Here is a 25,563-nt window from a genome sequence, read left to right as displayed (position 1 = left end):
CCATTGCCGACCTTCTCCACGGCGTCGGCGGCCAACACGCGAACGGTGTCAACTGCCTTCTTGTCCAGATCGGTCCATGACAGTTCTTGCTCTTCCAAATGTGGCACGAAAACCGAGCCCCTCTCTGTGCTGACGGCAGGCGTACGGACACGGCACGCAGGAAGCACAGGATGGCGCCCGCTGCAATGTGTCTACCAGCCGTTCACCATTGAAACGTTGATCTCTCATCCAGACGCACGGATATCCAAGAATACGGTTTCCCGGATCGTCAACGTGTGCTGATCTGCTCAACAGCTTAGCCCTAAACGTGTCATGGAACTCAGGGAATCCCACTAACTGGACAGAAATTCCCTTATATGAATCACCATGGCCCGGCGAAGGAGTGAAGATTCTGAAACATTGACGAATTTTGCGGACAACGGGCCACTTCCGGCCACGGTATGATATTTGGAGGCCACCAGCGGTTCATGCGCCCGTGTTTGCTTTCGACAACAGGGACGGCAGCCGCTGTGAGAACCCCAGAGCATAGAACAGAGTGACTGCCGCCGTGAGCACAACTGATACGCCCGTCAACGCGTCCCCGGCCCGGGGAAGCCTTGGAATGTCCCGTAAGTTCAAGGCGTATCTGGCACTGACCAAACCCCGTGTCATCGAACTGCTCCTGGTCAGTACCCTCCCCACCATGATCTTCGCCCAGCGCGGCTTCCCGTCCATCGGCCTGATCCTGGCAACCCTCGTAGGTGGCGCTTTCGCTGCAGGCAGTGCTGGTGTCTTCAACTGCTACATCGACCGCGACATCGACAAACTGATGCACCGTACCGAAAAGCGTCCGCTGGTCACCGGTGAAGTGACGCCTCGCGAAGCCCTCATCTTCGCTTGGATTCTCGGGGCGGCATCGATCGCCATCCTGTGGTTCGGTGCCAATCCTCTGTCGGCCTGGCTCGGCCTCGGTGCCATCGTCTTCTATGTGGTTATTTACACCATGATCCTGAAGCGCCGCACGGCCCAGAATATTGTGTGGGGCGGAGCAGCCGGCTGTTTCCCGGTCCTGATCGCCTGGGCCGCCGTCACCAACACCGTCGAGTGGCCCGCAATCGTGCTCTTCATGGTGATCTTCCTGTGGACACCTCCGCACTACTGGCCCCTGTCCATGCGTTACGGCGAGGACTACCGCAACGCCAAGGTGCCTATGCTTGGCGCCATCGCCGGAGCCAAAGTGGTCTCAGTCCAGGTTGTCCTGTACGCCTGGGCCATGGTTGCCTGCTCGTTGCTGATGGTGCCCGTGGGTGGGGCCGGCTGGGTCTACACAATCGTCGCCGTAGCCGCCGGGGCCTGGTTCCTTTACGAAAGCCACGCTCTGTACAAGCGCGCACAGGGTGGCGACGTTTCCAACAAGGGCGCCATGAAGGTCTTCCACGGCTCCATCAGCTACCTGACATTGCTCTTCATCGCATTGGCCGTTGACCCCTTCATTGGCTCAGCTATCGTAGGCGGCTAGCCTCCGAGGTACTGCAGGTCTTCAAGCAAAAGGGCGACGTCGGCACTCACCTGAGTGCCGACGTCGCGCTTTTCCTTCCCCCAACGCTCGCTCACCTCCCTCGGGCTTTAACCCAACGCTCGCTCACATGGCGAACGATGCAACCAAACGGGCCAATGGAGGCGGCGCCTTTCCGGCCGGTAATGCGGAAACCAACAGTGGCGCGTACCGGATCTTGTTGCCGCTTCGTCCACCAAAGAACCTCCGCAGCTGTGCTTCCACAGGTACGTCCCGCAGCGACGGCTGACGCTGAAGAAGCTCAAACGATGCAAGCTCGCCTTGATTTGCAATCACGTTGAGCACCACATCAACGCCCAGGCTGCGGATGAGCTCGTCTTCAAGATCTGCAGTGCAGACCTGAAACCCGAACTCTTCCAAAGGACCGGATCCAATCCCCGCTCTTGCAAGTGCCCTGGCGACGCCAGGGGATTCCCGCGCGTCACAAAGGCCAAGCAGCCGGTGGCCGGCCCCGTTCGGGCCGAAGCGATCCAGGAAGTGGCCGATGCTGGTTGCCCCGCCCATGGGAACCACTGAGACTCCCTGTGACACGAGGTCATATCCCCGGCGGACTGCCAGTGTCTCGACCGCCAGTCGGTCACTTTCGCCCTCTACCAAGACTGTTGTGGCCAGCATAGGAACAGTATGCAGGACCCCGGCGGTGACGTCTCAGGGTCACCGTCTGAACGTTCACCACCTAGAAGCCATGTCACAGCACCTAGTTTGGGGTTTTGGGCACCTAATTCTTGCTTAAACGCCACCTAATTCGCTAAAAACGCGTCTAGGTGCTGACGTCAAACCCTTAGCGTTCGTGACGGGACAGAGCTGTCCCGCCTCGCACGAACTTAGGGGATATTCATGAAAAACACCATGCGCACCGTTGGAGTGTTGGCAGTTGCTTCAGCCTCGGTACTGACCGGTGTAACCGCAGCCCAGGCCGCCCCGGCATGCTCCACCGCACGAGTATGCCTCTATGACGATTACTGGTTCACCGGAACGACGCGATCATTTGGCTGGGTCACGTACAACGTGGGAGTGGATGCAAACGACAAGGCGAGCTCCCTCAACGTGGGGCCGCCCACTGATCCCAACTCGCCATATGTCTATTTCTATGTTGACCAAAACTTCAGAGGCGACAGTGTTGTCTTTCGCGCTGGTAACGCTTCGAATGATCTACGCGGTCTCTATATGACTCCCACCCGGAACTGGGACGACGAAATTACGAGTGTCTGGGGTTAATCCCTTGGAGCCCACCATCAAGAAGGTGTCCATAACAGCGCTGGCGATGTTGTTGATGGCGGGGTTGATATCCAACACCGCCTGCTCTGCACCGTCGGCACCATCGCCCACTGAGGCTCCGGCAGTAAACCTGCCCTCCGTTGATCGTTCCGCCGGAGCTGGGGCAAGGGCCTCCCTCAATGAAATCACTGGCGAGCTTGTGCTCCCCATGAGCGCGTACTGGTACTCGGATCGGGAGAACGTCATTGTCAATTCTGCCGTGGCCTCCCTCATTTTTGACTGCGTTGAAGAAGCGGGCTTCACGGTGGCTCCTTGGGGAGGCGGGGGCAAGGCCCTGCAGGACGGCAGATATGGACAATGGTCCCGGAAGTTGGCAGCGAAGAACGGTGCCCTGCCGGAGATCCGCATAATTGCTGGTGTGTTGGACGAGCAACCCGAGCGCCCCGTTCTCAGCGCGGAGCACCAGGCGGCAGAAACTAAGTGCACTAACTCCGTGGAAAGGGCCGGGCTGCCCGAACTATTAGAGGGTTTGGTCGGTGACACTTCAGTCCAGAACCAGATCACGCGGAACGCAGTGGCGCTTACGGAGCGCGACCCCGAGTATTTGACCTTCCGGCAGGATTGGGAGAATTGCCTGGCCGAAAATGGTCTGGCACTGACTGAACAGGGTTCGTGGAGCCTTCAATCGGGCGGAACCAAGGAAGGCGAGATACGTGTTGCCCTCCTGGAGGTTGACTGCAAGGACTCGAGCGGCGGTGCCAGGAAACCTTATGACATTCTCGCTGAGTACCAGGCGGCGCAGATGAAGGACCATCAGGCTGAGCTCAACGCCTTGGCAGAAGAGAAGGCGGACGCCGTGGAACGGGCCAAGCAAATACTCCGGGACCATGGTGTGGCTGATGCAAGACTCTGAGGTGACCCCGCCGGGCAGCGCCATGAGGCGCGTTCCGCGATGGTGGCTCATTCCAGCAGTACTGGTGGTAGTCCTTGCGGGCCTTGGCGCTGCGTACTGGACTGGCGCGAGCAGCGTTGCCGGCACAGAACCATCGGCGGCAACCCCCACGGTGATCCCCGTCTCCGCGACCGTAGAGCGTCGCGCCGTCATCAAACAGGTGGTGCTCTCAGGGAAGGTTGTGGCGGGTACGCAATTCGCGATCAAAGCGAGCCCCTCCGAAGATGTTGACAGGTTGGTCCTAACGGCGACTCCAAAGGCGATCGGAAGCGTGGTGACTCCCGGCCAGTTGGTGGCCGCTGTGTCAGGGAGGCCGTTACTCCTGCTGCCCAGCAGTGTGCCGCTATACCGCGACATCGAGCTGGGTGATTCGGGCCCGGACGTCACAGCATTGCACACCGCTCTGGCCAGTTTTGGCTACACCGTTTCCTCAACGGATACGTTCGACATGAGCACGCGATATGCCTTGATCGACTGGTATAAAGCCGCCGGTTACACAGCGCCAACCGCGGCACCTTCGTCGAAAGCGATCAAACCCGGGGACGCGGACCATCAGCCCCTTTCTATCAAGGAGTCTTCTGACGGCGTGGTTTTCCGATGGAAGGAATTCGTTCAAGTGCCTGGAGATACAGGGACAATCGCTGCCATGGCAGGCAACGGATCGGTCCTGGGTGAGGATGGCATTGTTGCCCAAGTGAGGATTGCTGACGACTCCATTGTTGCCCGCGCCGACGTTGTCCAGTCCGAGAGTTTTCCTGTAGGCGGGGCCGTTACTGTACGCGCAGGCTCCGCAGTACTCGAGAGCAAGGTAGCGCACGTCAGCGACTTTTTGGAGGGAGACCACAGCAAGAACGAAATCCCCGGAAAGGACATTACGATTGCAGTCCCACCCGGCGCGCAGGGATTCGCCGCTGACCAGTCCGTCACCGTGACCGCGGGCAGCGCCGCCGCGGAGTCCCTGGCCGTACCCCTGATCGCGGTCCGACAGGAAGAAGGTGCGCCCTATGTGGTGCTGCAAAAGAGCGGTGAGCCGCAAAGAGTGAAGGTAAAGGTGTTGGCGCAGGCGGACGGGTGGGCGGCCATTGCCGACATTGACGGTTTGGCGCCCGGCGACGAAGTCCAGTTGCAATGACTTCACAGAGCCATGTCCGCGAAGCGGCCGCTCAACCACCACGCCGTCCGATTCTCAGCATGCGGGACGTCGAGCGCGGATTTTCCGGCGCGCAGGCCCTGGCCGGACTGCACCTCGACATCCATCAGGGCGAGTTCGTAGCCATTGTTGGCCCCTCCGGCTCGGGAAAGTCGACGCTACTAAATGTCCTCGGCCTTTTGGACACGGCTTCTGCAGGAACCTACTTAGTGGAGGGTAACGACGTATCGGGCCTAACCGAGCGGCAGCGAGCTGAGCGACGCGCAAGTCTCTTCGGTTTCGTTTTCCAGGACTCGCACATGGTGGGACGCGATGCGGCAGCGCGTAATGCCGTGCTCGGACTGCGTGCACGGGGGATCGGCCTGACCGTCCAAAAGCGATTAGTGATGCCCGCATTACACAAGTTTGGCCTTGCGCATAAGGCGGCCATCCCCGCTTCCTTGCTCTCCGGGGGCGAACGGCAGCGGCTGGCAATTGCCCGTGCCGTCATCGGAACCCCGGGAATCGTGCTCGCTGATGAACCGACAGGCAGCTTGGACACCGTCAATGGCGGTATTGTCCTGGACCATCTCCGCGAGCTTCACGCCACAGGAACCACCGTTGTCCTGGTCACCCATGACCCTGGCATCGCTGCCGCCGCTGATCGGGTCATCACAATGCGGGACGGGCTTATTGTGGGCGACACTGGTTCCGCTACAGTCCACATGGATGCGCCAGTTACACCAAGAGACAGATCCGCTCCCCATCACCTTGTCCGTCGGGTCCGCAATGAAGCTGCAGACGTGGTGGCGGATGCGCTATCTGCATTGACGGTCCGCCCGGCCAAGGCCTTTCTGTTGGTGCTGGCATTCCTGCTGGGAAGCGGAGGACTCGTAGCAGCCATGGGGCTGAGCGAGAGTGCAGCCATCAAGGTGTCCGCGCGGATCGACGCGGCCGCCAGCGACGAAGTGCGGGCTACGCGTGAGGGCGGATACACCTCGTGGGAAAAAGTGACCGCCGATCTTGAGCGGTCAAAGAAACTACCCAGTGTTCTGGAAGCCGGAGTCATTGCCGAGCTATCGGCGTCCATCGTGCAGCCTTCCATCTTCCGTCCTGGGTCTTTTCCCGAACAGCCTGTCTTCACCGGCGCAGTCCGGGTGGCTGATTCCGCCTATCTCCGACTGCAAGGTGCCACCATTTCCTACGGTGATGCCAGCCTCCTTGATCACTCTTTCGGAGGCCCGGTCGCGATCCTTGGTCAGGACGCAGCCGGAAAACTGGGAATCGCAAGACCGGGTCCCGACGTCGTCGTCTGGCTGTATGGTGAACCGGTTCCCGTGGTGGGCATCATCGAGAATCCGGGGAGGGATCCGTTGCTTCCGGGGTCGGTGGTGGTGGGCGTCGGGTCTTACCCAGTGACCAATAGAGTGGCAGCCAGCCTGGTCCTAAGGACAGCTTCGGGCATGCCAGCGGCCATCGCGGAGGCGCTGCCTAAGGCGTTGAGTCCTGCGGAGACGGGCGCGGTGAAGGTGCAGACCGTGGCAGACCTACGGGACCTCAAACAAGGAGTTAACGCTGATCTGGGGAGGCTGGTGGGCATTGTCTCCATTGTCCTCCTGGCCATCGCCTGCCTGAGTGCGGGAACCACCATGTACCTCGGCGTCCTGGCCCGGTCGAGTGAAATTGCGCTTCGACTGGCATTGGGCATGCGGAGGTGGCCACTGGCTGGCATGTTCCTGCTGGAAGGTGCCGTGGTTGGCGTTTTGGGTGGTGCCGCCGGGGCAGCAGTGGGCATGGGCTCGGTCCTGCTCTACGCCTCCGCTGAGGGCTGGGCAGCCGTCATCCCTTGGTACGCCTCATTCTGGGGAATAGGAGCCGGTATGGCCAGCGGAACGCTGTCCGCTCTCTACCCGGCTCTCGTGGCGTCGCGATCCAACCCGGCCCAACTCATCCGGGCCTAGAAAGAGCTAGCCAGCCGGGCTGTGCTTCGCTATGTCAGCCGCGTTGGTGGCGGCGCTCATCAGCACTGCTGCACCGAACATGTGTGCACCAACCAACAGAGCCGGGATGCCGTTGTAGTACTGGGTAAAGCCGATGACAGCCTGAAGCAGGGTTACGCCCAACAAGAGGTAAGCCGCCGTGCGGAACGGTCCGCCAATCTTGTAGCGCACCACCAGAAACACCGCGAGCAACGTTCCGGCGGTGATGAGGTAAGCAGGCACAGCGTGGATGTGGGAGAAGAGATCCCAGTCGAGATCGTTGCGGGGCGCATCTGCATCTCCGGCATGTGGCCCGGCTCCCGTAACAACGACGCCGAGCATCACCGAAAGCGCCGAGAAAACTGCAACAGCGAGCATCAAAGGGCGGGCGACCGAAGGAAGGGACGGCAGGGTGCGGTTCATGAAGCGGCCGGTCCGCCCGTAGGCCCTGTTAACAAGAAGCGTTGCAAAGACCACCAAGGCCATGGAGACCAGGAAGTGCAGGCCGACAACCCAGGGGTTGAGGCCGGACAGAACGGTGATTCCGCCGATCACAGCCTGCGCCGGGATACTGGCAAGCAGACCCAAGGCGAGCATGAAGAGGTCCCGGCGCTCCTTGCGAAGGTTCCACAAGTACACCAACATCATGGCGGCAACAGCGGCGAGGGCGAAGGTCAGCAGGCGGTTGCCGAATTCTATGAACCCATGAATGCCCATCTCCGGAGTGTTGACCAACGAGTCGCTGGTGCAGCGCGGCCACGTTGGGCAACCCAGACCGGAAGCGGTAAGTCGCACGGCGCCACCTGTCACCACCAGGACTGTCTGCCCAATGAGTGAGAACAATGCCAGGCGGCGTACGGTCTTGTTGACCTCGGTCGGCAGCTTGGACGTCAATCGCTGGACGGTTTTCGGTAGGCGCGATGCCGTGCTCACAGTTTTCTCACTTCTCAGTTCTGCGTTGGTGGTTGGTGCCTTGATTGGTTAGTTCCACTTGAACCATCGGATGGCCGCGGCGCCGGCCAGAACGGTCCACAGCAGGAGGACTAGAACGGCGGGGAAAGGAACGATGCCCAACAGGAAGGCATCCCTGAGTGCTTGGCCCAAGGCCCCGGAAGGAAGGAAATGGACGATGCCCTGTAGCAAGGAGGGCAATCGATCGGCCGGAACCACGATGCCGCCCAAGGCCCCGAGGAGGATCCACAGAAGGTTGGTGATCGCCAAGGTAGCTTCCGGGCGCACAGTACCGGCCACCAGCAAGCCCAAGGCAGTAAAGGCGGCAGCGCCGAGAACCAACAGCCCGAGCCCGGGAAGCCATACCTCCAACCGCGGTTGCCACCCGAGCAGGCCCGCAACTGCGCCCACCACCAGCACCTGAAGAAACAGGACTACCAGCACGGCGAGGATCTTGCCCGCGATAAGCCCGCCACGGCCAAGGGGAGTAGTGGAAAGGAAGCGGAGAACTCCGTATCGGCGATCAAAACCAGTAGCGATACCCTGGCCCGTAAAGGCCGTGGACATGGCGCACAGCGCCAGAATCCCAGGCGTGGCGACGTCTACGCGGGATCCGCCGAGACCGTCGAGCAATGGAGTCACTGTCAAGCCCACGAGTGCCATCAACGGCAGTACGACAGCGAGGATGAGTTGCTCACCATTGCGCAGCATGGTGATGGTTTCGTAGCGGCCTTGCTGCATGATTCGGCGCGGCAGCGAAGCTGGGCCGGCGTTGGGGGAAAGTAGCTTGCTCATCGGAGGTCCCTTCCGGAAATGTCCAGGAACACGTCTTCCAAGCTGCGGGCTTCCAACCGCAGCGAGGCAGGCATGATGTTCTGTTCAGCCCACCACGCCGTCAATGATGCAAGGTCTCTTGGTGTGATCGCGCCTGTAATGGAGTAGCTTCCGGAGCGTGTCTCGGTCAGCTGGAGGCCGGGCCCCAAGGCGCCGGCAAAGTCCAGTCCGCCCGGTGCGTCGAAGTAGAGCGTCCTGTCAGTAATGGCAGAGTCCCCGGCGTGATCGTGCTGGAGCAGCTCGGCCACCGTTCCCTCAACCACGTTGTGACCGCCGTCGATGATGTAGACGTAGTCCGCCAGACGCTCCGCGTCATCCATCAGGTGTGTTGTCAGGACGATGCCCATCCCGGCGTCCCTGAGCTCGGCAATGAGATCGAAAACCATCTGCCTGGACTGTGGGTCCAAGCCGGCACTGGGTTCGTCGAGGAACAGGATTTCAGGATTGCCCACCAGTGCTGCCGCCAGAGCCAGCCGCTGCTTTTGGCCACCGGAAAGACGGCGCACGCTGGTTCGGCTGAACTGGTTGATTCCCAGCCGTTCCACCAAGGCGTCAACGTTCATTGGCTTTTGATACATGCCGGCGACGTGCCGCAGCAAGGGGATGGGACGGGCCGACGGCGGGAGGCCGCCGTCCTGGAGCATCACACCTACGCGGGATCTCAGGTCGGCACCGGCTGTATCCGGGTCCGCGCCAAGCAGGGAGATGCTGCCGCCAGTTCGCTTCTGCAGGCCTTGGGCGCATTCCAGTGTGGTGGTCTTACCCGCACCGTTTGCCCCCAGTAAGGCAGTTACCTGGCCGCGTTCGGCCACGAGGGACAGTCCGCTAACCACCCTGAGCATTTTGCCGTCAAGGGAGGCCAGGGGGCCTACATCCTTAACGAGTCCGTCTATGGTGAGGACTGGGGAATCGGGGGATCGCACCAGAGTATTCTACGGGAAGTAGTACGGTCACAGTTGGCGGCTTGCCCAGGTCAGCCTCGCCTTACTGGATGCATGAAACAAATTACGACATGATTGTGTTGTGTATTCCATGAGCAGTCCACCATCCATGCCCTCAACACGGCATGCTGCAGCGGCAGAGGCCTTAGGTGCCCCGCCTGCGCTGCCGGACGCGGATGACCGCACCAGGGACCGGGTCCTGAGCGCCGTTCTTGAGAACGGTCCGGTGAGCGCCGCGGAACTCGGCGATCTCCTCGGCTTCACACCGGCTGCAGTCCGCCGCCACCTTGACCATTTGGAGCGCAACGGCGTGATCGAAGTCAAGCGTGTGGCCAAGGCCGGTTCCGGCGCGGGACGCCCCGCGCGGCGCTACGTCTTGAGCTCCCAAGGGCAGTCCACTCTTGGCGATGACTACCTGAACATTGCCAGCTCTGCACTCCGTCGCCTCCAAGAACTCGCTGGCATGGACGCAGTCCGTGAATATGCGGAGGAACGCTTCTCCGAGATGGAAAGGCGCTACGCACCCGAGGTCGAGGCCGCCGGAGATGACATTACTGCCCGTGCCATGGCACTTTCCAAGGCCCTCAGCCGGGATCGCTTCGTTGCTTCAGCCCATTCCATTGAGGCCAAGGCGCCGTTGCCCGCCGCACTGTCCAGCGTCCAGCTTTGCCAGGGTCACTGCCCGATTCAGCGGCTCGCTGCGGAGTTCCCGGTGTTTTGCGATACCGAGACCAAGGTTTTCTCCCGCCTGGTAGGCGTCGATGTCCGGCGCCTTTCCACGCTCGCGCAGGGCGGACACGTTTGCACCACCCACATACCTACCGGGCGCCCGGCTGCCACGGCATCTCCGGATGCTGCAGAGCAGTCCGGGAGTCCGTACCAGGAATCAAACAACCAGCAAGAAAGGCCGTGATGACGGACCAAATAGCAGAGAAAGCGGTAGCCGAAGGCACTGTGATCTCGGAGATTCTGGAAAAGAATCCCGAACTGCACGGTATCGGAAACTACGAGTACGGCTGGGCCGACAAGAACGACGTAGGCGCAAATGCCCGTCGTGGCCTCAACGAGGAGGTCGTCCGCGATATCTCCTCGAAGAAGAACGAGCCCCAATGGATGCTCGATCTGCGGCTTAAGGGCCTGAAGTACTTCGACCGCAAGCCCATGCCTACCTGGGGTGCAGACCTCTCAGGCATCGACTTCGACAACATCAAATACTTTGTGCGTTCCACCGAGAAGCAGGCTGCAACGTGGGAAGACCTTCCGGAAGACATCCGGAACACCTACGAAAAGCTGGGCATCCCCGAAGCTGAGCGCAGCCGCCTCGTCTCGGGCGTCGCAGCCCAGTACGAGTCTGAGGTTGTCTACCACCAGATCCGTGAGGACCTGGAAGCCCAGGGCGTCATCTTCCTGGATACGGACACGGCACTGCGGGAGCACCCGGAGATCTTCCAGGAGTACTTCGGCACCATCATTCCCGTAGGCGACAACAAGTTCGCCTCATTGAACACGGCTGTATGGTCCGGCGGTTCCTTCGTGTACGTGCCCAAGGGCGTCCACGTGGACATCCCGCTGCAGGCTTACTTCCGTATCAACACGGAGAACATGGGCCAGTTCGAGCGCACGTTGATCATTGCCGATGAGGACTCCTACGTTCACTACATCGAAGGCTGCACGGCTCCGATCTACACCTCGGATTCCCTGCACTCGGCCGTTGTGGAGATCATCGTGAAGAAGGGCGCCCGCGTCCGCTACACCACCATCCAGAACTGGTCCACCAACGTGTACAACCTGGTCACCAAGCGCGCCATCTGCGAAGAGGGCGCCACCATGGAGTGGATCGATGGCAACATCGGCTCCAAGGTGACCATGAAGTACCCGGCCGTCTACCTGGTTGGCGAGCACGCCAAGGGTGAGACGTTGTCCATCGCTTTCGCCGGCGAGGGCCAGCACCAGGACACCGGCTCCAAGATGGTGCACATTGCACCGAACACCAAGAGCTCCATCATTTCCAAGTCTGTGGCCCGCGGCGGCGGCCGTGCCGCTTACCGTGGCTTGGTCCAGGTCCGCGAAGGTGCCAAGCATTCGGCCAACACGGTGCGTTGCGACGCCCTTCTGGTGGACACTATTTCCCGCTCGGACACGTACCCGTACATCGACATCCGTGAGGATGATGTTGTCATGGGCCACGAGGCCACCGTTTCCCGCGTCAGCGAAGAGCAACTCTTCTATCTGATGTCCCGCGGCATGCCTGAAGACGAGGCCATGGCCATGATCGTGCGCGGCTTCATCGAGCCGATCGCCCGTGAACTGCCCATGGAATACGCCCTTGAGCTGAACCGCTTGATTGAACTGCAGATGGAAGGGTCCGTCGGTTAACAATGACTGATATCACTACTGAAAAGGCGCGCATTGGCGCGCCCTCGGCCCAGCCGTTTATCAACGGCTTCACCGAGGAAGGCGAGAACCTTTCGCCCGTCAACACCGGAACGAACACCAGCACGACGTCGGAACAGCCTTCGGCGGGTCCGCTCGGCGGCGCTTCGGCAAAGAGCCACTCCCATGGCGGCGGCGTAGGCATCCCGGACAGCTCCCGTGCCGGCCGTCTCACCTCGTACAGGCTGGCCGACTTCAAGCCATTGAACGGCCTTGAGGAAGACTGGCGCTTCACACCGCTGAAGCGCCTGCGTGGCCTTCACACCGACGTCCTGAACGGTGCAGCCCCTGCTGTCAGCGTCACTGCACCTGCCGGCGTCGTTGTTGAAACCGTTGGCCGCGATGACAAGCGGATCGGCCAAGCGGCCATCCCGGAGGACCTTGTGTCCGCCAACGCCTGGGAGAACTTCGCGGAGGCCACGGTAGTTACCGTACCCGCTGAGCTGCAGGCCGAGAGTGAAGTTTCTGTCCTGATCACCGGCGCCGGCGAGGCACCGTCTGCACAGCACATCGTGATTGTGGCAGAACGCTTCTCCAAAGCCGTTGTGGTTCTGGATCACCAGGGCTCCGCAGTTGTCTCCGAGAACGTGGAGATCATTGTTGAAGACGGTGCTGAACTCACCGTTGTCTCCTTGCAGGAATGGGCAGATAACGCAGTCCACGCGTCATCGCAGCAGGCAAAGATCGGCCGCGACGCCAAGTTCAAGCACATTGTGGTCAGCCTTGGCGGCGACCTCGTGCGTGTCACGCCGTCCACGCGCTTCACCGCTCCTGGCGCCGACGTCGAGATGTTCGGCCTGTACTTTGCCGACGCCGGACAGCACCTTGAGCAGCGCCTGTTCGTTGACCACGCAGTGGCCAACTGCAAGTCGCGCGTTCTTTACAAGGGCGCTCTTCAGGGCCGCAACGCCCACAGCGTGTGGGTTGGCGACGTCCTGATCCGCAAGGAAGCAGAAGGCACGGATACCTACGAGGCCAACCGCAACCTGGTACTCACTGACGGTGCCCGCGCGGATTCCGTTCCCAACCTCGAAATCGAAACCGGATTGATCGAGGGTGCCGGCCACGCCAGCGCCACCGGACGTTTCGATGACGAGCACCTCTTCTACCTCATGGCCCGTGGCATCCCGGAAAAGGTTGCCCGCCGCCTGGTGGTACGAGGCTTCCTGAACGAGATCATCCAGCAGATCAAGGTCCCGGCAATCGAAGATCGCCTGACCGCAGCTGTTGAGCGCGAACTCGCCGCGACCGACAACTAAGACAGGCCAGGCAGGACAACAATGAGTGAAGAAACCAAGGGCGAACTGGTATGCAACGCCAATGACATACAGGTCAAGCAGGCGCTGCGCGTCCTGATCGATGACTACCCCGTAGCCATCGTGAAGGACTCGATGGGTGATATCCATGCCATCGCCGATACCTGCTCGCACGCGGACATCTCGTTGTCCGAGGGCGAGGTTGAAGGCTGCGCGATCGAGTGCTGGGGACATGGTTCCCAGTTCGACCTCCGCAGCGGACAGCCCCTCCAGCTGCCTGCTTATGACCCCGTCCCGGTTTTCGCCGTCACCATCGACGGGGACGACGTCTACGTGGACGTGACCAACGTTGTGAACGGCGCGTCGGTAGATCACTACTGAGCGCCCAGTACCGCCAGACTTACGAACGGAAAGAAAGAAGAGCATGTCAACTCTTGAAATCAAGGACCTGCACGTCAGCATCGAGACGGAGCAGGGAACCAAGGAGATCCTGAAGGGCGTCAGCCTCACCATCAAGACCGGTGAAACGCACGCCATCATGGGCCCCAACGGCTCGGGCAAGTCCACCCTCGCCTCCACCATCGCCGGCCACCCGCGCTACACCGTCACCAGCGGCACCATCACGCTGGACGGCGAAGATGTGCTGGAAATGAGCGTCGACGAACGCGCCCGTGCAGGCGTCTTCCTGGCCATGCAGTACCCGGTGGAAGTTCCCGGCGTCACCATGACCAACTTCCTGCGCACCGCCAAGACCGCAATCGACGGCGAAGCACCTGCGCTGCGTACCTGGACCAAGGACGTCAAGGCTGCCATGCAGCAGCTCCGCATCGACGCTGACTTTGCACAGCGCAACGTCAACGAAGGCTTCTCCGGTGGTGAGAAGAAGCGTGTTGAAATCCTTCAGCTCGAACTCTTCAAGCCGAGGTTCGCCATCCTGGACGAGACCGACTCCGGCCTTGACGTCGATGCTTTGAAGGTTGTCTCCGAGGGCGTCAACCGCGCCCACGAAGAAGGCAACATGGGCACCTTGCTCATCACCCACTACACGCGCATCCTCCGCTACATCAAGCCGGACTTCGTTCACGTGTTCGTTGACGGCAAGGTTGTTGAAGAGGGCGGCCCGGAGCTCGCAGACCGTCTTGAAGACGAGGGCTACGACCGCTACGCTCCAGGCGCCGGCGTTGCCGTTGCTCCTGCAGTGCAGGCCTAGTTAGGATCGTTCCATGACCGAAATCAACACGGCGCGAACCAGCCTCGAGGACGTCGAGGAAGCGCTCAAGGACGTCATTGACCCGGAACTCGGGGTCAACATTGTGGACTTGGGCCTTCTTTACGGACTCAAGTACTCCGACGACGACGGCGCGCTCCTGATCGACATGACACTGACCACTGCGGCTTGCCCGCTGACGGACGTGCTTGAAGAGCAGGTGGGCAAGTCCCTCGACGGCGTAGTTGATGAATGGCGCCTGAACTGGGTATGGATGCCGCCATGGGGTCCTGAGCGAATCACCGACGACGGCAAGGACCAGATGAGGGCCCTCGGCTTCAACATCTGATCAGCATTGACCCGCTCAGCGGGAAAAGGAAGGGTTCCGGGTATAGCACCCGGAACCCTTCCTTTTTTGTAGCGCTTTTTTAGCGTTTCGTCCTTAGGGCGCAGCCACACCGAAGGTGTCGCACTTGTTGATGTCGCCCGTGGTGTACCCCTGGTAGAACCACTTCTGCCGTTGAGCGCTGGAGCCGTGCGTCCATGACTCTGGCGATACCCGTCCAGTTGCAGCTTGCTGGATCCGGTCATCACCAACGGCGGACGCGGCAGAGAGTGCATCCTGCAGATCCTGTTCGGTGAGCGGATCGAGGAAGGGCTTGCCGCTGGCGTCGGTCTGAGTGGTCGCGTGGCGGACCCACAGACCCGCATAGCAGTCGGCTTGCAGCTCCACGCGGACTGCTCCAGACTCCGGCCCCTGGGGATCTTGCTGCGCCTGGTCCAGGCTTCCCAGGATGTTCTGCACGTGGTGACCGAATTCGTGGGCCACCACATACTCCTGGGCCAACGGGCCGCCGGAGGAACCAAAGCGAGTAACCAGTTCATCGAAAAAGCCGGGGTCGAAATAGGCTTTGACATCTGCCGGGCAGTAGAAAGGTCCTACTGCTGTGGTTGCAGGGCCGCAGCCGGTATTGGTCGCGGAATCGAAGATGACCGTTCCAGGGCGGGAGTACTTCACGTTGTACTGGGCAAGGTAGTCAGGCCAGAAAGCATTGAGGCTGTTCACCGTGCCGGTGATCCGGCAGTCCAGCCGTTTGTCTGCGTCGGCTCCTGTCTGGCATTCCTGGACGCCTCCGGCTCCGGCGCTCCCACCATCGACGGCGGGTGGCTGGCCACCGCCCCCCGTCAGGTCTCCGAGGATGTTGGGATTGATACCGAAGAGCGCCAGCAGCAACACCACTATGCCGCCGCCAATGCCACCACCGATCTTGGTGCCGCGGCCCATGCCGCCTCCACGTCGGTCTTCCACTTGCGAGGGGTCAAGCTGCGCGCCGTCATTGAAACTCATACAGTCAGAATAGACGTCACTTTTGGTGCCTGGTGCCTGACACTGCCGTAAAATTGTTTGGATGCCTTTCCTGGATAAACTTCAGCTCTGGGCCGATGAGCGCCCCCACGACACCGCCGTCGTTGTGGGCAGCAGCCGGCTCACCTGGGCGGGACTTCGCGATGCCGCAGCGGTCCTTGTTGGGGTCTCCGCTGCCACCACGGTCCTGGCCGAGCCAAATTCTGTTCGCTTCGTGGAACGCTACGCAGCCGCGGTTGCGGGGGAGCGTCGTTGTGCCGTTCTGGACCCGGAGTGGCCTGCACCGATGATCGAAGAGGTTTCCTCACGCATCCTCGGGACCGTTACGCCAGCCGAGTCCGAACTGGTGGACGGGGACCCGTCAAGCACTTTCCTGGTGGGCCTCACCTCCGGAACCACGTCGGTCCCCAAGGCCTTCACCAGGTCCCGCCGTTCCTGGCAGGTTTCTTTTGATGCGTCCATCGGGTTTTTTGGTCTCTCACAGGATGACCGGACCCTCGCACCCGGCCCTCTGTCGGCCAGCCTGAACCTGTACGCCCTCTCGGAGTGCCTGTATGCCGGTGCAGCCTTTCACACCCTTGAAGCCTTCGACGTCGGCGCAGCCCATGCTTCCATCAGTCACGACGGAATCACCCGCCTGGTCCTGGCGCCCACTGCTCTTAGGTTGCTTAGCGAGCGGGGACTGGCAGGGGACGTTGATGCTTCCGGCATCCGCAGCATTATCTGCGCCGGTTCCAAGTTGGACGCCCGGACGTTGGAGGCAGCTCGGCGGTGGGCACCCCGTGCTGCCATCTTTGAGTACTACGGTGCCTCGGAGTTGAGTTTCGTTTCCGGCACCCGCCTGGCCGCGGGCCAACCGTTGGATGCTGGGGGCACCGGCATTGGGTTGCCATTCCCAGGGGTTGAACTGACCATCCTCGACGACGCCGGCATGCCACTCCCGGACGGCGAGCACGGGAATATCAGTGTCCGCAGCGGAATGGTCAGCAACGGCTATCTGTGGGGCGACGACGGGCAGGCCCTGCGGTGCCTCGATGGGTGGTACACCGTGGGGGATCAGGGCTTTTTGGAGAACGGAACCCTTCACATCCTTGGCCGCCGCTCGGACATGATCATCACTTCGGGAAAGAACGTCTACCCGCATGAGGTTGAGCTGGCCGTCGCTTCCGTGCCTGGGGTTGACGGTGCGGTTGCTGCCGGAGTACCGGATGACATCCGCGGTCATAAGGTGATCGCCGGCGTCGTTCCTGCCTGCGGCGCGATCACCGCCACCCAGCTCCGCACAGGCCTGGATGGCCTGCTGGCGCGGGACAAGTGGCCGTTGCAGTACTACGTGTTGTCAGAGTTGCCCATGACGGACCGCGGCAAGGTCAGCAGAAAGGTTCTCCTGGATTGGATCAAGAACCAAGACCCCCGGGCGCGGGCCCTTGGATAGCGGCAAGACCTTGGATAGCGGCAAGTCCTTGTACAACGACAGGCCCCTGGAAAGCGGGGCCGGCCCAGCCGGAGGGATCGACGAATCCCGCCAGCCTGTCATTATTGCCGCGCTCCGAACTCCTATTTGTCGTTCCAACGGTCAGTTGAAGCAACTGCGCGCCCCGGACCTTTTAGCCCCTGTGCTGGCTACCTTGGTCCAAACAACGGGGGTGGACCTTGCTGACGTGAACGACGTCATCATGGGCAACGCCGTTGGCGGTGGTGGGAACGTGGCCAGGTTCGCAGCACTCCTGGCCGGTTTGCCCGTCAGCGTTCCGGGCATCACCGTTGACCGGCAATGTGGCTCCGGTTTGGACGCTGTGGTGTTGGCGTCCCGGCTGGTGGCAGCTGGCGGTGATCCGTTGTATTTGGCTGGCGGCGTTGAAAGCATCAGTACCGCGCCGGCCAGGGCCAACAGAACCGACGACGGCGAACTCGACTTCTACTCCAGGGCCAGCTTTGTGCCGCCGCAGTTCGGAGACCCGGACATGGGCGTGGCGGCGGAGAACGTCGCCCGCGAATTCGGCGTGACCCGTCAGAGGCAGGACGAGTACGCGCTGCGAAGCCATCGCCGTGCCGTTGAAGCCGCCCGGTTGGGGGTTTTCGCGGATGAAATTGTTCCGCTCAAGGGCAACGGGAAACTGGTGGAGGCGGACGATGGCCCCAGGACTTCACTGCGCGCCCCGCTGATGGCGAGGTTCCCTGCAGCATTCGTGGCCGGCGGATCGGTCACGGCAGCGAACTCCTGCTTCGACGCGGACGCAGCATCCGCCGTCGTCGTGACGTCACTGAAACGTGCCCGCGCCATGGGCGCGACGGACGGTTTGTTGGTCCTGGGGTGCGACACCACCGGGGTTGATCCGGAACTCCTTGGTATCGGCGCAGCCCACGCAGCCAAGCAGCTTCTGGATCACCGCGGACTGGCCGCGGACCAGCTTGATCTTGTGGAGTTCAACGAGGCTTTCGCCTCCCAAACCATCGCATGCCTGCAGTATTTGGGCGTAGATCCCCGGAAAGCCAATCTTGATGGCGGAGCGCTTGCCCTGGGTCATGGTTACGGTGCGTCGGGAGCGGTTCTGGTGACGCGGTTGATGGCCCAGGCACGCCGCAGTTATGCACTGCGGGGCGAGAGTTCGCTGGCATTGGCAATGATCAGCATTGCAGGGGGCATGGGAACCGCAGCGCTCTTTCAGCACGCAAGGCTCTAGCCCCTCCGCCGGTTCAGCCCCTCCGCCGGTTCAGCCCCTCCGCCGGTTCAGTCCCTTTCTGGTTCGCCCAGCCCGCGGGCCGCCAACGCATCACCGGTCTGGCGCGCATATGCAACAGTGGTGATGAAGACAGGGAGCACCAGTGCGCGGGGATTGCGTTCAAGCCCCCGTGCCCGCGCTGAGTCCCGTACGTCAGAGAAGGCGCCGGCTATGAAGGGGATGCTCCTGAGCATCACTGCGATGGTCAAAGCGAAACGCTCAGGATCGGCACCGAAACGCCGGAACGGTTTTGCCAGCGCCACCACGCCGTCCAGCAGATCCTGCACGGGAGTAGTTGCGGTGAGGACGGAGGCTGCCACCACACAGACCAGCACGTTCAACACGATCCGCGCCGCGGTGGGCCCGCCGAGTTGCCACCATTGGAAGAGCCCGATGACCAGCAGGATGGGGGCCACCAACCAGATAGCCCGCAGAAGGCGGCGGAAGCCGGCCCCCGTCGCCATGAACAGGCCGCACATGACGGCAAAAATCACCAGCGATACGGCCCAGTCCACAATAAGGAAGGACGCCGCTCCGCAGGCTGCTACCACCAAAAATTTCAGCCACAGGGGAGTGCGGTGGATGATCGAGTTTCCACGAACGTAGTTCGCAATCAGGAAGCCATGCCCTCTCATCTGGACACATCACCCAAGCCGGCACCGGGCAGCGGAGCCGCGCACAGCTCACGGTAGTAGGCGACGCCCTCTGCAGCACCTCCGTCGAACACGACGCGACCGGCCTCCACTACCAGCACCCGGTCCATGTCCAGGGCCAGGTCGAGATCGTGTGTGGACATGATGACTTGTTGATTCAGGCCGGCGACCGTTCGGCGCAGGAGTTCGCGGTTCCGGAGATCCAGGAGCGTGGACGGTTCGTCGAGAACCAGCACGGTGGGATCCACCGCAAGGACTGCGGCCAGGGCCAGTAGCTGCCTTTCACCACCGGACAGTTCATAGATGCTTTGATCGGCTAGGTGGAGCAGGCCGAAGCGATCCAGGACGGCTTCGGCCCGGGCCGCACGCTCTTTGGAGTTCTTGATGGAACGGCGCAGGGAAAGCTCAACGTCCTCCCGTCCCGTGGGCATGACCAACTGGGACAGGGGATCGGTAAAAACGAAGCCCACATTGCCCCGGACACGGCGGACGTCGGCAACGGTATTATCTCCGTGGACTACTACGGCGCCTTCGCTCGGTTCAACCAAGCCATTTACAAGCCGCAGCAGCGTGGACTTCCCTGAGCCGTTGGCGCCGATGACTCCAATGCGGCGTTCTGTAAGGTCCAGGGAAAAAGTGTGCAGCAGGGTTTTGGGTGCGTCGCTGCCATCGACTGCGACGCACACCGAAACCCTGCTGAAACTGATGGAATTCATGGAGTGATTGTTCCCGTTTACTTGACCCGACGTACCAGGACATCCGGGAAGGCTTTGTGGATTGCCACGGCGATGATCACGGCCAGGACGTTCTTAATGATATCGCCGGGGACAAAGGGGAGGTCTGCGAGGAAGGCCTTGGTGAAATCCAACTTGGCATTGACCATCATGCCCAGGACGCCGAGGGCGTGAACAACCACGATGCTGCTCACCATGGTCGCTGCGAAGAGCCACAGTGCGCGGAACTTCACTGTCCTGCGGATGACCACGGCGGCAAGGTAGCCGGTTGCGGCTGCCGCCAGCGGGAACGCGATGATGTAACCGGCGGAGGGAGTAGCAAGGATGCCCAACCCGCTGCGGCCTCCACTGAAGATCGGCAGCCCGGCGAAGCCAAGCAACACATAAAGCCCGACGGCGGCGAATCCGCGCCCGGCTCCCAGCACCAATCCACTGAGCATCACTGTCAGGGTCACCAAAGTAATGGGAACACCAAGCGCGCCTACCGGGATGCCGGGGACGATCGCGGAGGCCGCTACGAGCGCCGCGAAAACTGCGATGAGGCCGAGGTCGGTGGCGGTCCAGCGTTTTCGGGAGGACGCGGTTCGCTGGGGTGTGGCAGCGGAAGTGGAAGAGTTGGTCTGGCTCATGACGGTCCTATCGGGTGTAATGCGATGCGATGAATGTTCTTGTTTCCCCTGTTGTCGAGAGTACGGAGGGAACGAATCCGGGATTTTGGAGTCTTTCCACAACGCTGGCCAGGGATTCTTTGCCTGTCAGCACAGTTTGCTGCTGAGGAACCCGATGTCAGGCCGCGGCCTTGGTACCGGTAGACTTGAACAGGCTGTTCTCACGGCCGCCCCCGCCGCACTTATCGGACCCACCGGTCCCCGCGAGCGTTCCCCATTGAAAGGCATCACCCGAATTGATTACCGTCCAGGACCTCGAACTCCGCGCCGGCGCACGCCTGCTCATGGACCAGGTCAACTTCAGGGTGGACAAAGGGGACAAGATTGGACTCGTCGGACGTAACGGTGCCGGCAAGACCACCCTCACCCGGGTACTCGCCGGCGAAGGGCTTCCCGCAGGCGGTAAGGTCACCCGCAGCGGTGAGATCGGCTACCTGCCCCAGGATCCGCGAACTCCTGACATGGAACAGCTCGCGCGAGACCGCATCCTTTCGGCCCGCGGCCTGGATGTGGTGGTGGGCAAGCTGAAGAAGGCCCACGAGGATATGGCAAGCGATGACGAGGCCGTCCAGCGTAAAGCAATGAATCGCTATGACCGCCTCGAGGCAGAGTTCCTCTCTGGTGGTGGCTACGCAGCGGAAGCTGAAGCCGCTGCGATCTCCTCCAATCTTGCGTTGCCGGATCGTCTCCTCAACCAACCGCTCAAGACCCTTTCCGGTGGCCAGCGCCGCCGTGTGGAGTTGGCGCGCATCCTGTACTCCGACGCCGAGACCCTCCTCCTGGACGAACCCACCAACCACCTCGATGCCGACTCCATCACCTGGTTGCGGGACTTCCTCAAGAACCACCAAGGTGGCCTGATCGTGATCAGCCACGACACGGACTTGCTCGAGGCGACGGTGAACAAGGTGTTCCTGCTGGATGCCAACCGCGCCCAGATCGACCACTACAACATGGACTGGAAGCGCTACTTGCTCCAGCGCGAAACAGACGAGCGCGCCCGGAAGCGCGAACGGGCCAATGCCGAGAAGAAGGCCCAGGTCCTGATTGACCAAGCCAACAAGATGCGCGCCAAGGCAACCAAGGCCGTGGCTGCCCAGAACATGGCCAAGCGTGCTGAACGGCTCCTGAGCGGCTTGGAGGCCGTGCGCGAAAACGATCGCGTGGCCGCATTGCGCTTCCCGGATCCATCACCCTGCGGCAAGACCCCCTTGACCGCGGAAGGGCTAAGCAAGTCCTACGGTTCGTTGGAGATTTTCACCGATGTGGACCTGGCAATCGATCGCGGATCCAAGGTAGTCATCCTCGGCCTGAACGGTGCCGGCAAGACCACCCTTCTGCGCATGCTCGCCGGTGTGGACAAACCCGATACCGGCGATATCATCCCCGGCCACGGCCTCAAGGTGGGGTACTACGCCCAGGAGCATGAGACGCTCGACGTCGACCGCACGGTCCTGGAGAATATGCGTTCTTCCGCCCCGGACATGAAAGATGCCGAAGTCCGCGGAATCCTGGGTTCGTTCCTGTTCTCCGGCGACGACGTCGACAAGCCTGCCGGTGTCCTCTCCGGCGGTGAGAAGACCCGGCTGGCCCTGGCCACCATTGTGGCTTCCAGCGCCAACGTGCTGCTCCTTGATGAGCCCACCAACAACCTGGACCCAGCCAGCCGTGCCGAAATCCTGGGCGCGCTCAAGAACTACAGTGGCGCCGTCGTCATGGTCAGCCACGACGAAGGTGCCGTGTCAGCGCTGAACCCGGAACGCGTTGTCCTGCTTCCGGATGGTGTTGAAGACCACTGGAACGAGGACTACCTGGACTTGATCACGCTGGCGTAAGCCCTGGTTGCGTTCGGCGGCGCGTTGTTGTTGCGTCCGCTGCTTGCGTTCGCTGCGCGGCGCGGTTGGGTCACCCCCGCAGGCTGATGCAGCTAACGGACTCGGAGTTCTTCAGCGTCGGTGATGGCTCGTAGTTCTTCGTAGCTGATGGAGAACATGGAGTTGTGATCTCCGGCTCCTGCCCATAGCAGTGGGTGTTCTTGGAGCGAGGTGTCCAGGATGGTTCGGAGTTTATTAGGGTGGCCGACTGGCGCTACTCCGCCTACTTCCTGGCCTGTGTGTTCCAGCACGAATTCTGGCTTCGCCCGGCGAATTCTGCCGGAACCCACCTGATCTGCCACCAGCCCTGTGTCTACTCGTGCCGCACCGCTTGCGAGGATGAGCAGCGGCTCGCCATCGAGCTCGAAGATCAGGCTGTTAGTGATCGCCGCTACATCGCAGCCCAGCGCCGATGCTGCGGCGGCAGCTGTTGGAACCTTTTCCTCGAAAGTCCGGACGGTGTCCTCGGCTCCGGCGGCGGTCAAAGCGGATCGGACGTTGACCACCGGATCGTGAATCGGATCAGTAACCTTGTGCATCCAGAATCGCGTCTTCCTCTTCCTCGGACGTTGGACGTTTGTTCTTCCGGGGGGCGGGCGCGCGCTTCCTGGGGGTGCCGCCAGCGGCGATGATCTGCTCTTCCTCTTCGTCTTCGGCATCGATGGCTGCGTTGCGGGCTTGTTGCCTTGCAGCGTATCCAAAGCCGATGAACATGAGGACGCCAAACGCGAACCATTGCAGCGAGTAGGAGAGGTGCGTGCCCTCTTCAGTGGCTGGCTTGGGGAAGGGCGTGGGCATGGGCTGCACCGCAGGAGTCTCGCTGGCCAACTGTCCATAAGCACCGGTGGCAATTGGATAGGGGAGTTCGCCGGCGAAGCTTGCCAGGTCAATGGACGCCAATTGACCGTCCACCGCACCACGGTCCAGCTTGGGTTCTGCAGGCTTGAGACGTGCCACCACCGTTACCTCACCCGTGGGAGGAGCAGGGATGACGTCAGGACGGCCAGGTGTGTTGTTGCCGATTGGCAGCCACCCACGGTCGATCACCACGGCTTCGCCTGTAGTCAGCCTGAAAGGAACCACGACGTCGTAGCCTGGCTGGCCGTTCAAGGGCCGGTTGCGCACAACCCGCTGCCCGTCGAGGTCGTAGCTGCCGCGCAGTTCAACTTGAGTCCATTCCCGTTCAGGGTCCAAGGCGTTGAACTCGTCCTTGATCTCTGCGTAAGGGATAGGGGTTGCCGAGTAGTTACTCACCACGCGATTTATTTCCGCCAGCGTCTCAGCCCTGCGGTCCATCTGCCAACGCCCCAGGAAAACACAGGCTGTGGCGAAAATAACAGCCAGCACGAAGTACCCCAGCCACTTGCTGGAGAACAGAAAACGGTACATTCAGCCGGCCTCATTCACTGTTGCTTCATGGGCCGCGAACGGCAGTGTTTCTTTCCAGAGGCCACGCGTCTGCAGATATTCCTCCAGCCATTCCCGGTGTTCGCCACACGAAAGCCACACTTTGCGGCGATCCGGCGTGTGGATCCGGGGATTGTTCCACAAGAGCTGCCACTGCGCGGCGGCGCGGCACCCTTTCCGGGAGCACAACGCCCCTTCGGTAGCGCGCTCGGAATCCCGGCCGGCCGGACTTGTGTCGCCGAGGTTGAAGATATTCATGAAGCCGCCCGTTCGTCGCCGGGAGCTCCGGCATCGCTTGCAGGGCCCGCGCTGGGGCCACGTGATTCGTCTGGTTCTTCGTCTTCCACCAGTTCGCCTTGGAGCACTGTTGGCGCGTCCACAGGAGGTTCTGCAGGCTCTGGGGAGCGTTCTATTTCAGGGACCGCCACGTAGTCCAGCAGGGACTCACTGTGGTCCTCGGCTTTGTCGTTGCCGTTGGCTATGACCACCGCAATCCACGGCAGGAAGACAGCACCCGCGATCGCAATGATCTTAAACCAACCGTCAACCACGAAGATCAGAACGATACAGACCATGCGGATACCCATAGCCACCGCGTACTTGATCATGCGATCACGCATGTCTTCGGAGTGGGCGGCCGAGGCATCGGTGATGCTGTGGACTTCGGGGTCGCCGGAAAAAGCGTCCGGTTCCCCGGGAACTTGCTGCAGGGGGCTGTTTTCTCGTGTCACAACTGAATCATCACGCTCCAAAGGCTTCTTCAATTCTCTCACCAAGGCCTTACCCGCCCAAACCCGCGTTGATGAACGGTTACCCACGGGTTGCACCGGGCGGCAGATAGGATCGACACAGGAAAATCCCTCTTTATTAGCGGCATGGCAATGCCGCGGAACCTGGAGCGAAAGCATGTCTGAAGCAGTATCCACCGGCCGCAGCGTTCTCATTACTGGCGGAAACCGGGGCATCGGCCTCGCCATTGCCGAGTCGTTCCTGGCCAACGGCGACAAAGTCGCAGTCACCTACCGAAGTGAATCAGAACTGCCTGAAGGCATCCTGGGGGTGAAGGCCGATGTCACGGATGAGGCATCAATTGACGCTGCCTTCAAGATCGTCGAAGAGGCACACGGTCCGGTGGAGGTACTGGTTGCCAACGCAGGCATTACCAAGGACACGCTGCTGTTGCGAATGAGCGAGCACGACTTCACGTCAGTTCTGGACACCAACCTCACGGGCGCCTTTCGCGTGATCAAGCGCGCTTCGAAGGGCATGATCCGGTTGCGGAAAGGCCGCGTTGTCCTCATTTCCTCCGTCTCCGGCTTGTACGGCGCTCCCGGACAGATCAACTACTCAGCTTCCAAGGCAGGCATGGTGGGCATCGCACGCTCCCTGACGCGTGAACTCGGAAGCCGCGGCATCACGGCCAACGTCGTTGCTCCCGGTTTCATCAACACAGACATGACTGCTGAATTGCCGGAGGATACCCAGAAGTCCTACTTGGCCAACGTTCCGGCGGGACGCTTTGCCGAAGCTTCGGAGGTAGCGAACGTTGTGCGCTGGGTGGCCAGTGACGAGGCTGCGTACATTTCCGGCGCCGTGATCCCGGTAGATGGCGGCCTGGGGATGGGCCACTAGGCAACTAGCACGCACAGCAGTTTTTGTTCGGGACCGACAACGGATTTCGTA

At 61.4% G+C, this 25,563-nt stretch carries 26 protein-coding genes and 1 pseudogene; 15 read left to right on the top strand and 12 right to left on the bottom strand.

What is annotated here, in order from left to right; all coding sequences use genetic code 11:
* Positions 1-535: 535 nt before the first annotated feature.
* On the top strand, positions 536-1,498 hold the full coding sequence (locus tag CQ020_RS10560; protein WP_024821026.1) for a heme o synthase: 963 nt from the start codon (positions 536-538) through the stop codon (positions 1,496-1,498).
* 123 nt (positions 1,499-1,621) lie between these two features.
* Here the strand turns inward: CQ020_RS10560 and CQ020_RS10555 are convergent, their stop codons facing one another.
* A complete protein-coding gene (locus CQ020_RS10555; protein WP_105691798.1) occupies positions 1,622-2,170 on the bottom strand; it encodes a TOPRIM nucleotidyl transferase/hydrolase domain-containing protein in 549 nt (182 codons plus the stop codon).
* A 222-nt stretch (positions 2,171-2,392) separates the two neighbouring features.
* On the opposite strand from CQ020_RS10555, the gene CQ020_RS10550 reads away from it, so the two are divergent.
* From CQ020_RS10550 to CQ020_RS10535, 4 genes are read left to right on the top strand one after another with little or no spacing between them, the layout of a single operon-like run.
* Positions 2,393-2,773, top strand: coding sequence for a peptidase inhibitor family I36 protein (locus CQ020_RS10550; protein ID WP_146116649.1), 381 nt, complete (start codon positions 2,393-2,395; stop codon positions 2,771-2,773).
* Positions 2,760-3,686 carry a hypothetical protein gene (locus CQ020_RS10545; RefSeq protein WP_181151839.1) on the top strand — a complete coding sequence of 309 codons (927 nt, stop codon included), beginning with the start codon at positions 2,760-2,762 and terminating at the stop codon, positions 3,684-3,686. The genes CQ020_RS10550 and CQ020_RS10545 overlap by 14 nt, the downstream gene beginning before the upstream one ends.
* Positions 3,673-4,857: a hypothetical protein gene (locus CQ020_RS10540; protein WP_146116648.1), complete on the top strand. Its 1,185-nt coding sequence runs from the start codon at positions 3,673-3,675 to the stop codon at positions 4,855-4,857. The genes CQ020_RS10545 and CQ020_RS10540 overlap by 14 nt, the downstream gene beginning before the upstream one ends.
* Complete coding sequence (locus CQ020_RS10535) at positions 4,854-6,815, top strand: ATP-binding cassette domain-containing protein (RefSeq protein WP_105691794.1); 1,962 nt, start codon at positions 4,854-4,856, stop codon at positions 6,813-6,815. Before CQ020_RS10540 ends, CQ020_RS10535 begins: the two co-directional genes overlap by 4 nt.
* Before the next feature lie 6 nt (positions 6,816-6,821).
* Here the strand turns inward: CQ020_RS10535 and CQ020_RS10530 are convergent, their stop codons facing one another.
* Genes CQ020_RS10530 through CQ020_RS10520 form a run of 3 tightly spaced genes read right to left on the bottom strand, consistent with a single transcriptional unit; the run spans position 6,822 to position 9,541 of the window.
* Positions 6,822-7,766: a heme A synthase gene (locus CQ020_RS10530; protein WP_105691793.1), complete on the bottom strand. Its 945-nt coding sequence runs from the start codon at positions 7,764-7,766 to the stop codon at positions 6,822-6,824.
* A 48-nt stretch (positions 7,767-7,814) separates the two neighbouring features.
* The gene (locus tag CQ020_RS10525) at positions 7,815-8,579 is read right to left on the bottom strand and encodes an ABC transporter permease (protein WP_105691792.1); all 765 of its coding nucleotides are present in this window, start codon (positions 8,577-8,579) and stop codon (positions 7,815-7,817) included.
* Positions 8,576-9,541 carry an ABC transporter ATP-binding protein gene (locus CQ020_RS10520; protein WP_105691791.1) on the bottom strand — a complete coding sequence of 322 codons (966 nt, stop codon included), beginning with the start codon at positions 9,539-9,541 and terminating at the stop codon, positions 8,576-8,578. Before CQ020_RS10520 ends, CQ020_RS10525 begins: the two co-directional genes overlap by 4 nt.
* A gap of 109 nt (positions 9,542-9,650) precedes the next feature.
* Here CQ020_RS10520 and CQ020_RS10515 point away from each other — a divergent pair, with 109 nt between their 5' ends.
* Genes CQ020_RS10515 through CQ020_RS10490 form a run of 6 tightly spaced genes read left to right on the top strand, consistent with a single transcriptional unit; the run spans position 9,651 to position 14,804 of the window.
* Entirely contained in the window at positions 9,651-10,472 is an 822-nt protein-coding gene (locus tag CQ020_RS10515) for a metalloregulator ArsR/SmtB family transcription factor (RefSeq protein WP_105691790.1), read from the top strand.
* Positions 10,472-11,935, top strand: a complete 1,464-nt coding sequence (gene sufB, locus CQ020_RS10510) for a Fe-S cluster assembly protein SufB (protein ID WP_024821032.1) — start codon at positions 10,472-10,474, stop codon at positions 11,933-11,935. Before CQ020_RS10515 ends, sufB begins: the two co-directional genes overlap by 1 nt.
* Before the next feature lie 2 nt (positions 11,936-11,937).
* The gene (sufD, locus tag CQ020_RS10505) at positions 11,938-13,251 is read left to right on the top strand and encodes a Fe-S cluster assembly protein SufD (RefSeq protein WP_105691789.1); all 1,314 of its coding nucleotides are present in this window, start codon (positions 11,938-11,940) and stop codon (positions 13,249-13,251) included.
* Between the two features lie 21 nt (positions 13,252-13,272).
* Positions 13,273-13,629 (top strand): non-heme iron oxygenase ferredoxin subunit, encoded by a 357-nt coding sequence (locus tag CQ020_RS10500; RefSeq protein ID WP_017200887.1) that lies wholly within the window; start codon positions 13,273-13,275, stop codon positions 13,627-13,629.
* A 43-nt stretch (positions 13,630-13,672) separates the two neighbouring features.
* The gene (gene sufC / locus CQ020_RS10495; protein ID WP_024821034.1) at positions 13,673-14,458 is read left to right on the top strand and encodes a Fe-S cluster assembly ATPase SufC; all 786 of its coding nucleotides are present in this window, start codon (positions 13,673-13,675) and stop codon (positions 14,456-14,458) included.
* Positions 14,459-14,471: 13 nt separating this feature from the next.
* Positions 14,472-14,804 (top strand): metal-sulfur cluster assembly factor, encoded by a 333-nt coding sequence (locus CQ020_RS10490; RefSeq protein WP_024816678.1) that lies wholly within the window; start codon positions 14,472-14,474, stop codon positions 14,802-14,804.
* Positions 14,805-14,897: 93 nt separating this feature from the next.
* Here CQ020_RS10490 and CQ020_RS10485 read toward each other — a convergent pair whose 3' ends face one another.
* Complete coding sequence (locus tag CQ020_RS10485; protein WP_105691788.1) at positions 14,898-15,803, bottom strand: neutral zinc metallopeptidase; 906 nt, start codon at positions 15,801-15,803, stop codon at positions 14,898-14,900.
* Between the two features lie 61 nt (positions 15,804-15,864).
* Here CQ020_RS10485 and CQ020_RS10480 point away from each other — a divergent pair, with 61 nt between their 5' ends.
* A complete protein-coding gene (locus CQ020_RS10480; protein WP_105691787.1) occupies positions 15,865-17,256 on the top strand; it encodes a class I adenylate-forming enzyme family protein in 1,392 nt (463 codons plus the stop codon).
* Positions 17,257-17,284: 28 nt separating this feature from the next.
* Positions 17,285-18,505: a thiolase family protein gene (locus CQ020_RS10475; RefSeq protein WP_374955188.1), complete on the top strand. Its 1,221-nt coding sequence runs from the start codon at positions 17,285-17,287 to the stop codon at positions 18,503-18,505.
* 47 nt (positions 18,506-18,552) lie between these two features.
* On the opposite strand, the gene CQ020_RS10470 is transcribed toward CQ020_RS10475, so the two are convergent.
* From CQ020_RS10470 to CQ020_RS10460, 3 genes are read right to left on the bottom strand one after another with little or no spacing between them, the layout of a single operon-like run.
* Positions 18,553-19,179, bottom strand: a complete 627-nt coding sequence (locus CQ020_RS10470; protein ID WP_105691785.1) for an energy-coupling factor transporter transmembrane protein EcfT — start codon at positions 19,177-19,179, stop codon at positions 18,553-18,555.
* Positions 19,176-19,913 carry an energy-coupling factor ABC transporter ATP-binding protein gene (locus CQ020_RS10465; RefSeq protein ID WP_105691784.1) on the bottom strand — a complete coding sequence of 246 codons (738 nt, stop codon included), beginning with the start codon at positions 19,911-19,913 and terminating at the stop codon, positions 19,176-19,178. Before CQ020_RS10465 ends, CQ020_RS10470 begins: the two co-directional genes overlap by 4 nt.
* A gap of 17 nt (positions 19,914-19,930) precedes the next feature.
* Positions 19,931-20,560, bottom strand: a complete 630-nt coding sequence (locus tag CQ020_RS10460) for a biotin transporter BioY (RefSeq protein WP_043456667.1) — start codon at positions 20,558-20,560, stop codon at positions 19,931-19,933.
* Between the two features lie 275 nt (positions 20,561-20,835).
* Here CQ020_RS10460 and CQ020_RS10455 point away from each other — a divergent pair, with 275 nt between their 5' ends.
* Positions 20,836-22,434: an ABC-F family ATP-binding cassette domain-containing protein gene (locus CQ020_RS10455; RefSeq protein ID WP_105691783.1), complete on the top strand. Its 1,599-nt coding sequence runs from the start codon at positions 20,836-20,838 to the stop codon at positions 22,432-22,434.
* 92 nt (positions 22,435-22,526) lie between these two features.
* On the opposite strand, the gene CQ020_RS10450 is transcribed toward CQ020_RS10455, so the two are convergent.
* From CQ020_RS10450 to CQ020_RS10435, 4 genes and pseudogenes are all read right to left on the bottom strand, one after another.
* Complete coding sequence (locus CQ020_RS10450; protein ID WP_105691782.1) at positions 22,527-23,012, bottom strand: YbaK/EbsC family protein; 486 nt, start codon at positions 23,010-23,012, stop codon at positions 22,527-22,529.
* A gap of 238 nt (positions 23,013-23,250) precedes the next feature.
* Positions 23,251-23,769: pseudogene (locus CQ020_RS24760) on the bottom strand (SURF1 family protein); the annotation flags it as partial.
* Between the two features lie 93 nt (positions 23,770-23,862).
* Positions 23,863-24,138: a hypothetical protein gene (locus CQ020_RS10440; protein ID WP_105691780.1), complete on the bottom strand. Its 276-nt coding sequence runs from the start codon at positions 24,136-24,138 to the stop codon at positions 23,863-23,865.
* Positions 24,135-24,632, bottom strand: coding sequence for a DUF3099 domain-containing protein (locus CQ020_RS10435; protein WP_105691779.1), 498 nt, complete (start codon positions 24,630-24,632; stop codon positions 24,135-24,137). The genes CQ020_RS10440 and CQ020_RS10435 overlap by 4 nt, the downstream gene beginning before the upstream one ends.
* A 154-nt stretch (positions 24,633-24,786) precedes the next feature.
* Between CQ020_RS10435 and fabG the strand changes: the two genes are divergently transcribed.
* Complete coding sequence (fabG, locus tag CQ020_RS10430; protein WP_105691778.1) at positions 24,787-25,512, top strand: 3-oxoacyl-ACP reductase FabG; 726 nt, start codon at positions 24,787-24,789, stop codon at positions 25,510-25,512.
* Positions 25,513-25,563: the final 51 nt, after the last annotated feature.

It is taken from the genome of Arthrobacter sp. MYb23 (assembly GCF_002979775.1).
Classification (GTDB): domain Bacteria; phylum Actinomycetota; class Actinomycetes; order Actinomycetales; family Micrococcaceae; genus Arthrobacter.
Note: the sequence above shows the minus strand (reverse complement) of the source record. Positions and strands in the feature narration are given on the sequence as shown.

Bases quoted from the DNA above. Each gene is read 5' to 3' on its own strand.
- CQ020_RS10555 (WP_105691798.1), bottom strand. From the start codon at position 2,170: ATGCTGGCCACAACAGTCTTGGTAGAGGGCGAAAGTGACCGACTGGCG.
- CQ020_RS10550 (WP_146116649.1), top strand. From the start codon at position 2,393: ATGAAAAACACCATGCGCACCGTTGGAGTGTTGGCAGTTGCTTCAGCC.
- CQ020_RS10540 (WP_146116648.1), top strand. From the start codon at position 3,673: ATGCAAGACTCTGAGGTGACCCCGCCGGGCAGCGCCATGAGGCGCGTT.
- CQ020_RS10535 (WP_105691794.1), top strand. From the start codon at position 4,854: ATGACTTCACAGAGCCATGTCCGCGAAGCGGCCGCTCAACCACCACGC.
- CQ020_RS10525 (WP_105691792.1), bottom strand. From the start codon at position 8,579: ATGAGCAAGCTACTTTCCCCCAACGCCGGCCCAGCTTCGCTGCCGCGC.
- CQ020_RS10515 (WP_105691790.1), top strand. From the start codon at position 9,651: ATGAGCAGTCCACCATCCATGCCCTCAACACGGCATGCTGCAGCGGCA.
- sufB (WP_024821032.1), top strand. From the start codon at position 10,472: ATGACGGACCAAATAGCAGAGAAAGCGGTAGCCGAAGGCACTGTGATC.
- sufD (WP_105691789.1), top strand. From the start codon at position 11,938: ATGACTGATATCACTACTGAAAAGGCGCGCATTGGCGCGCCCTCGGCC.
- CQ020_RS10500 (WP_017200887.1), top strand. From the start codon at position 13,273: ATGAGTGAAGAAACCAAGGGCGAACTGGTATGCAACGCCAATGACATA.
- sufC (WP_024821034.1), top strand. From the start codon at position 13,673: ATGTCAACTCTTGAAATCAAGGACCTGCACGTCAGCATCGAGACGGAG.
- CQ020_RS10490 (WP_024816678.1), top strand. From the start codon at position 14,472: ATGACCGAAATCAACACGGCGCGAACCAGCCTCGAGGACGTCGAGGAA.
- CQ020_RS10485 (WP_105691788.1), bottom strand. From the start codon at position 15,803: ATGAGTTTCAATGACGGCGCGCAGCTTGACCCCTCGCAAGTGGAAGAC.
- CQ020_RS10480 (WP_105691787.1), top strand. From the start codon at position 15,865: ATGCCTTTCCTGGATAAACTTCAGCTCTGGGCCGATGAGCGCCCCCAC.
- CQ020_RS10470 (WP_105691785.1), bottom strand. From the start codon at position 19,179: ATGAGAGGGCATGGCTTCCTGATTGCGAACTACGTTCGTGGAAACTCG.
- CQ020_RS10465 (WP_105691784.1), bottom strand. From the start codon at position 19,913: ATGAATTCCATCAGTTTCAGCAGGGTTTCGGTGTGCGTCGCAGTCGAT.
- CQ020_RS10460 (WP_043456667.1), bottom strand. From the start codon at position 20,560: ATGAGCCAGACCAACTCTTCCACTTCCGCTGCCACACCCCAGCGAACC.
- CQ020_RS10450 (WP_105691782.1), bottom strand. From the start codon at position 23,012: ATGCACAAGGTTACTGATCCGATTCACGATCCGGTGGTCAACGTCCGA.
- CQ020_RS10440 (WP_105691780.1), bottom strand. From the start codon at position 24,138: ATGAATATCTTCAACCTCGGCGACACAAGTCCGGCCGGCCGGGATTCC.
- fabG (WP_105691778.1), top strand. From the start codon at position 24,787: ATGTCTGAAGCAGTATCCACCGGCCGCAGCGTTCTCATTACTGGCGGA.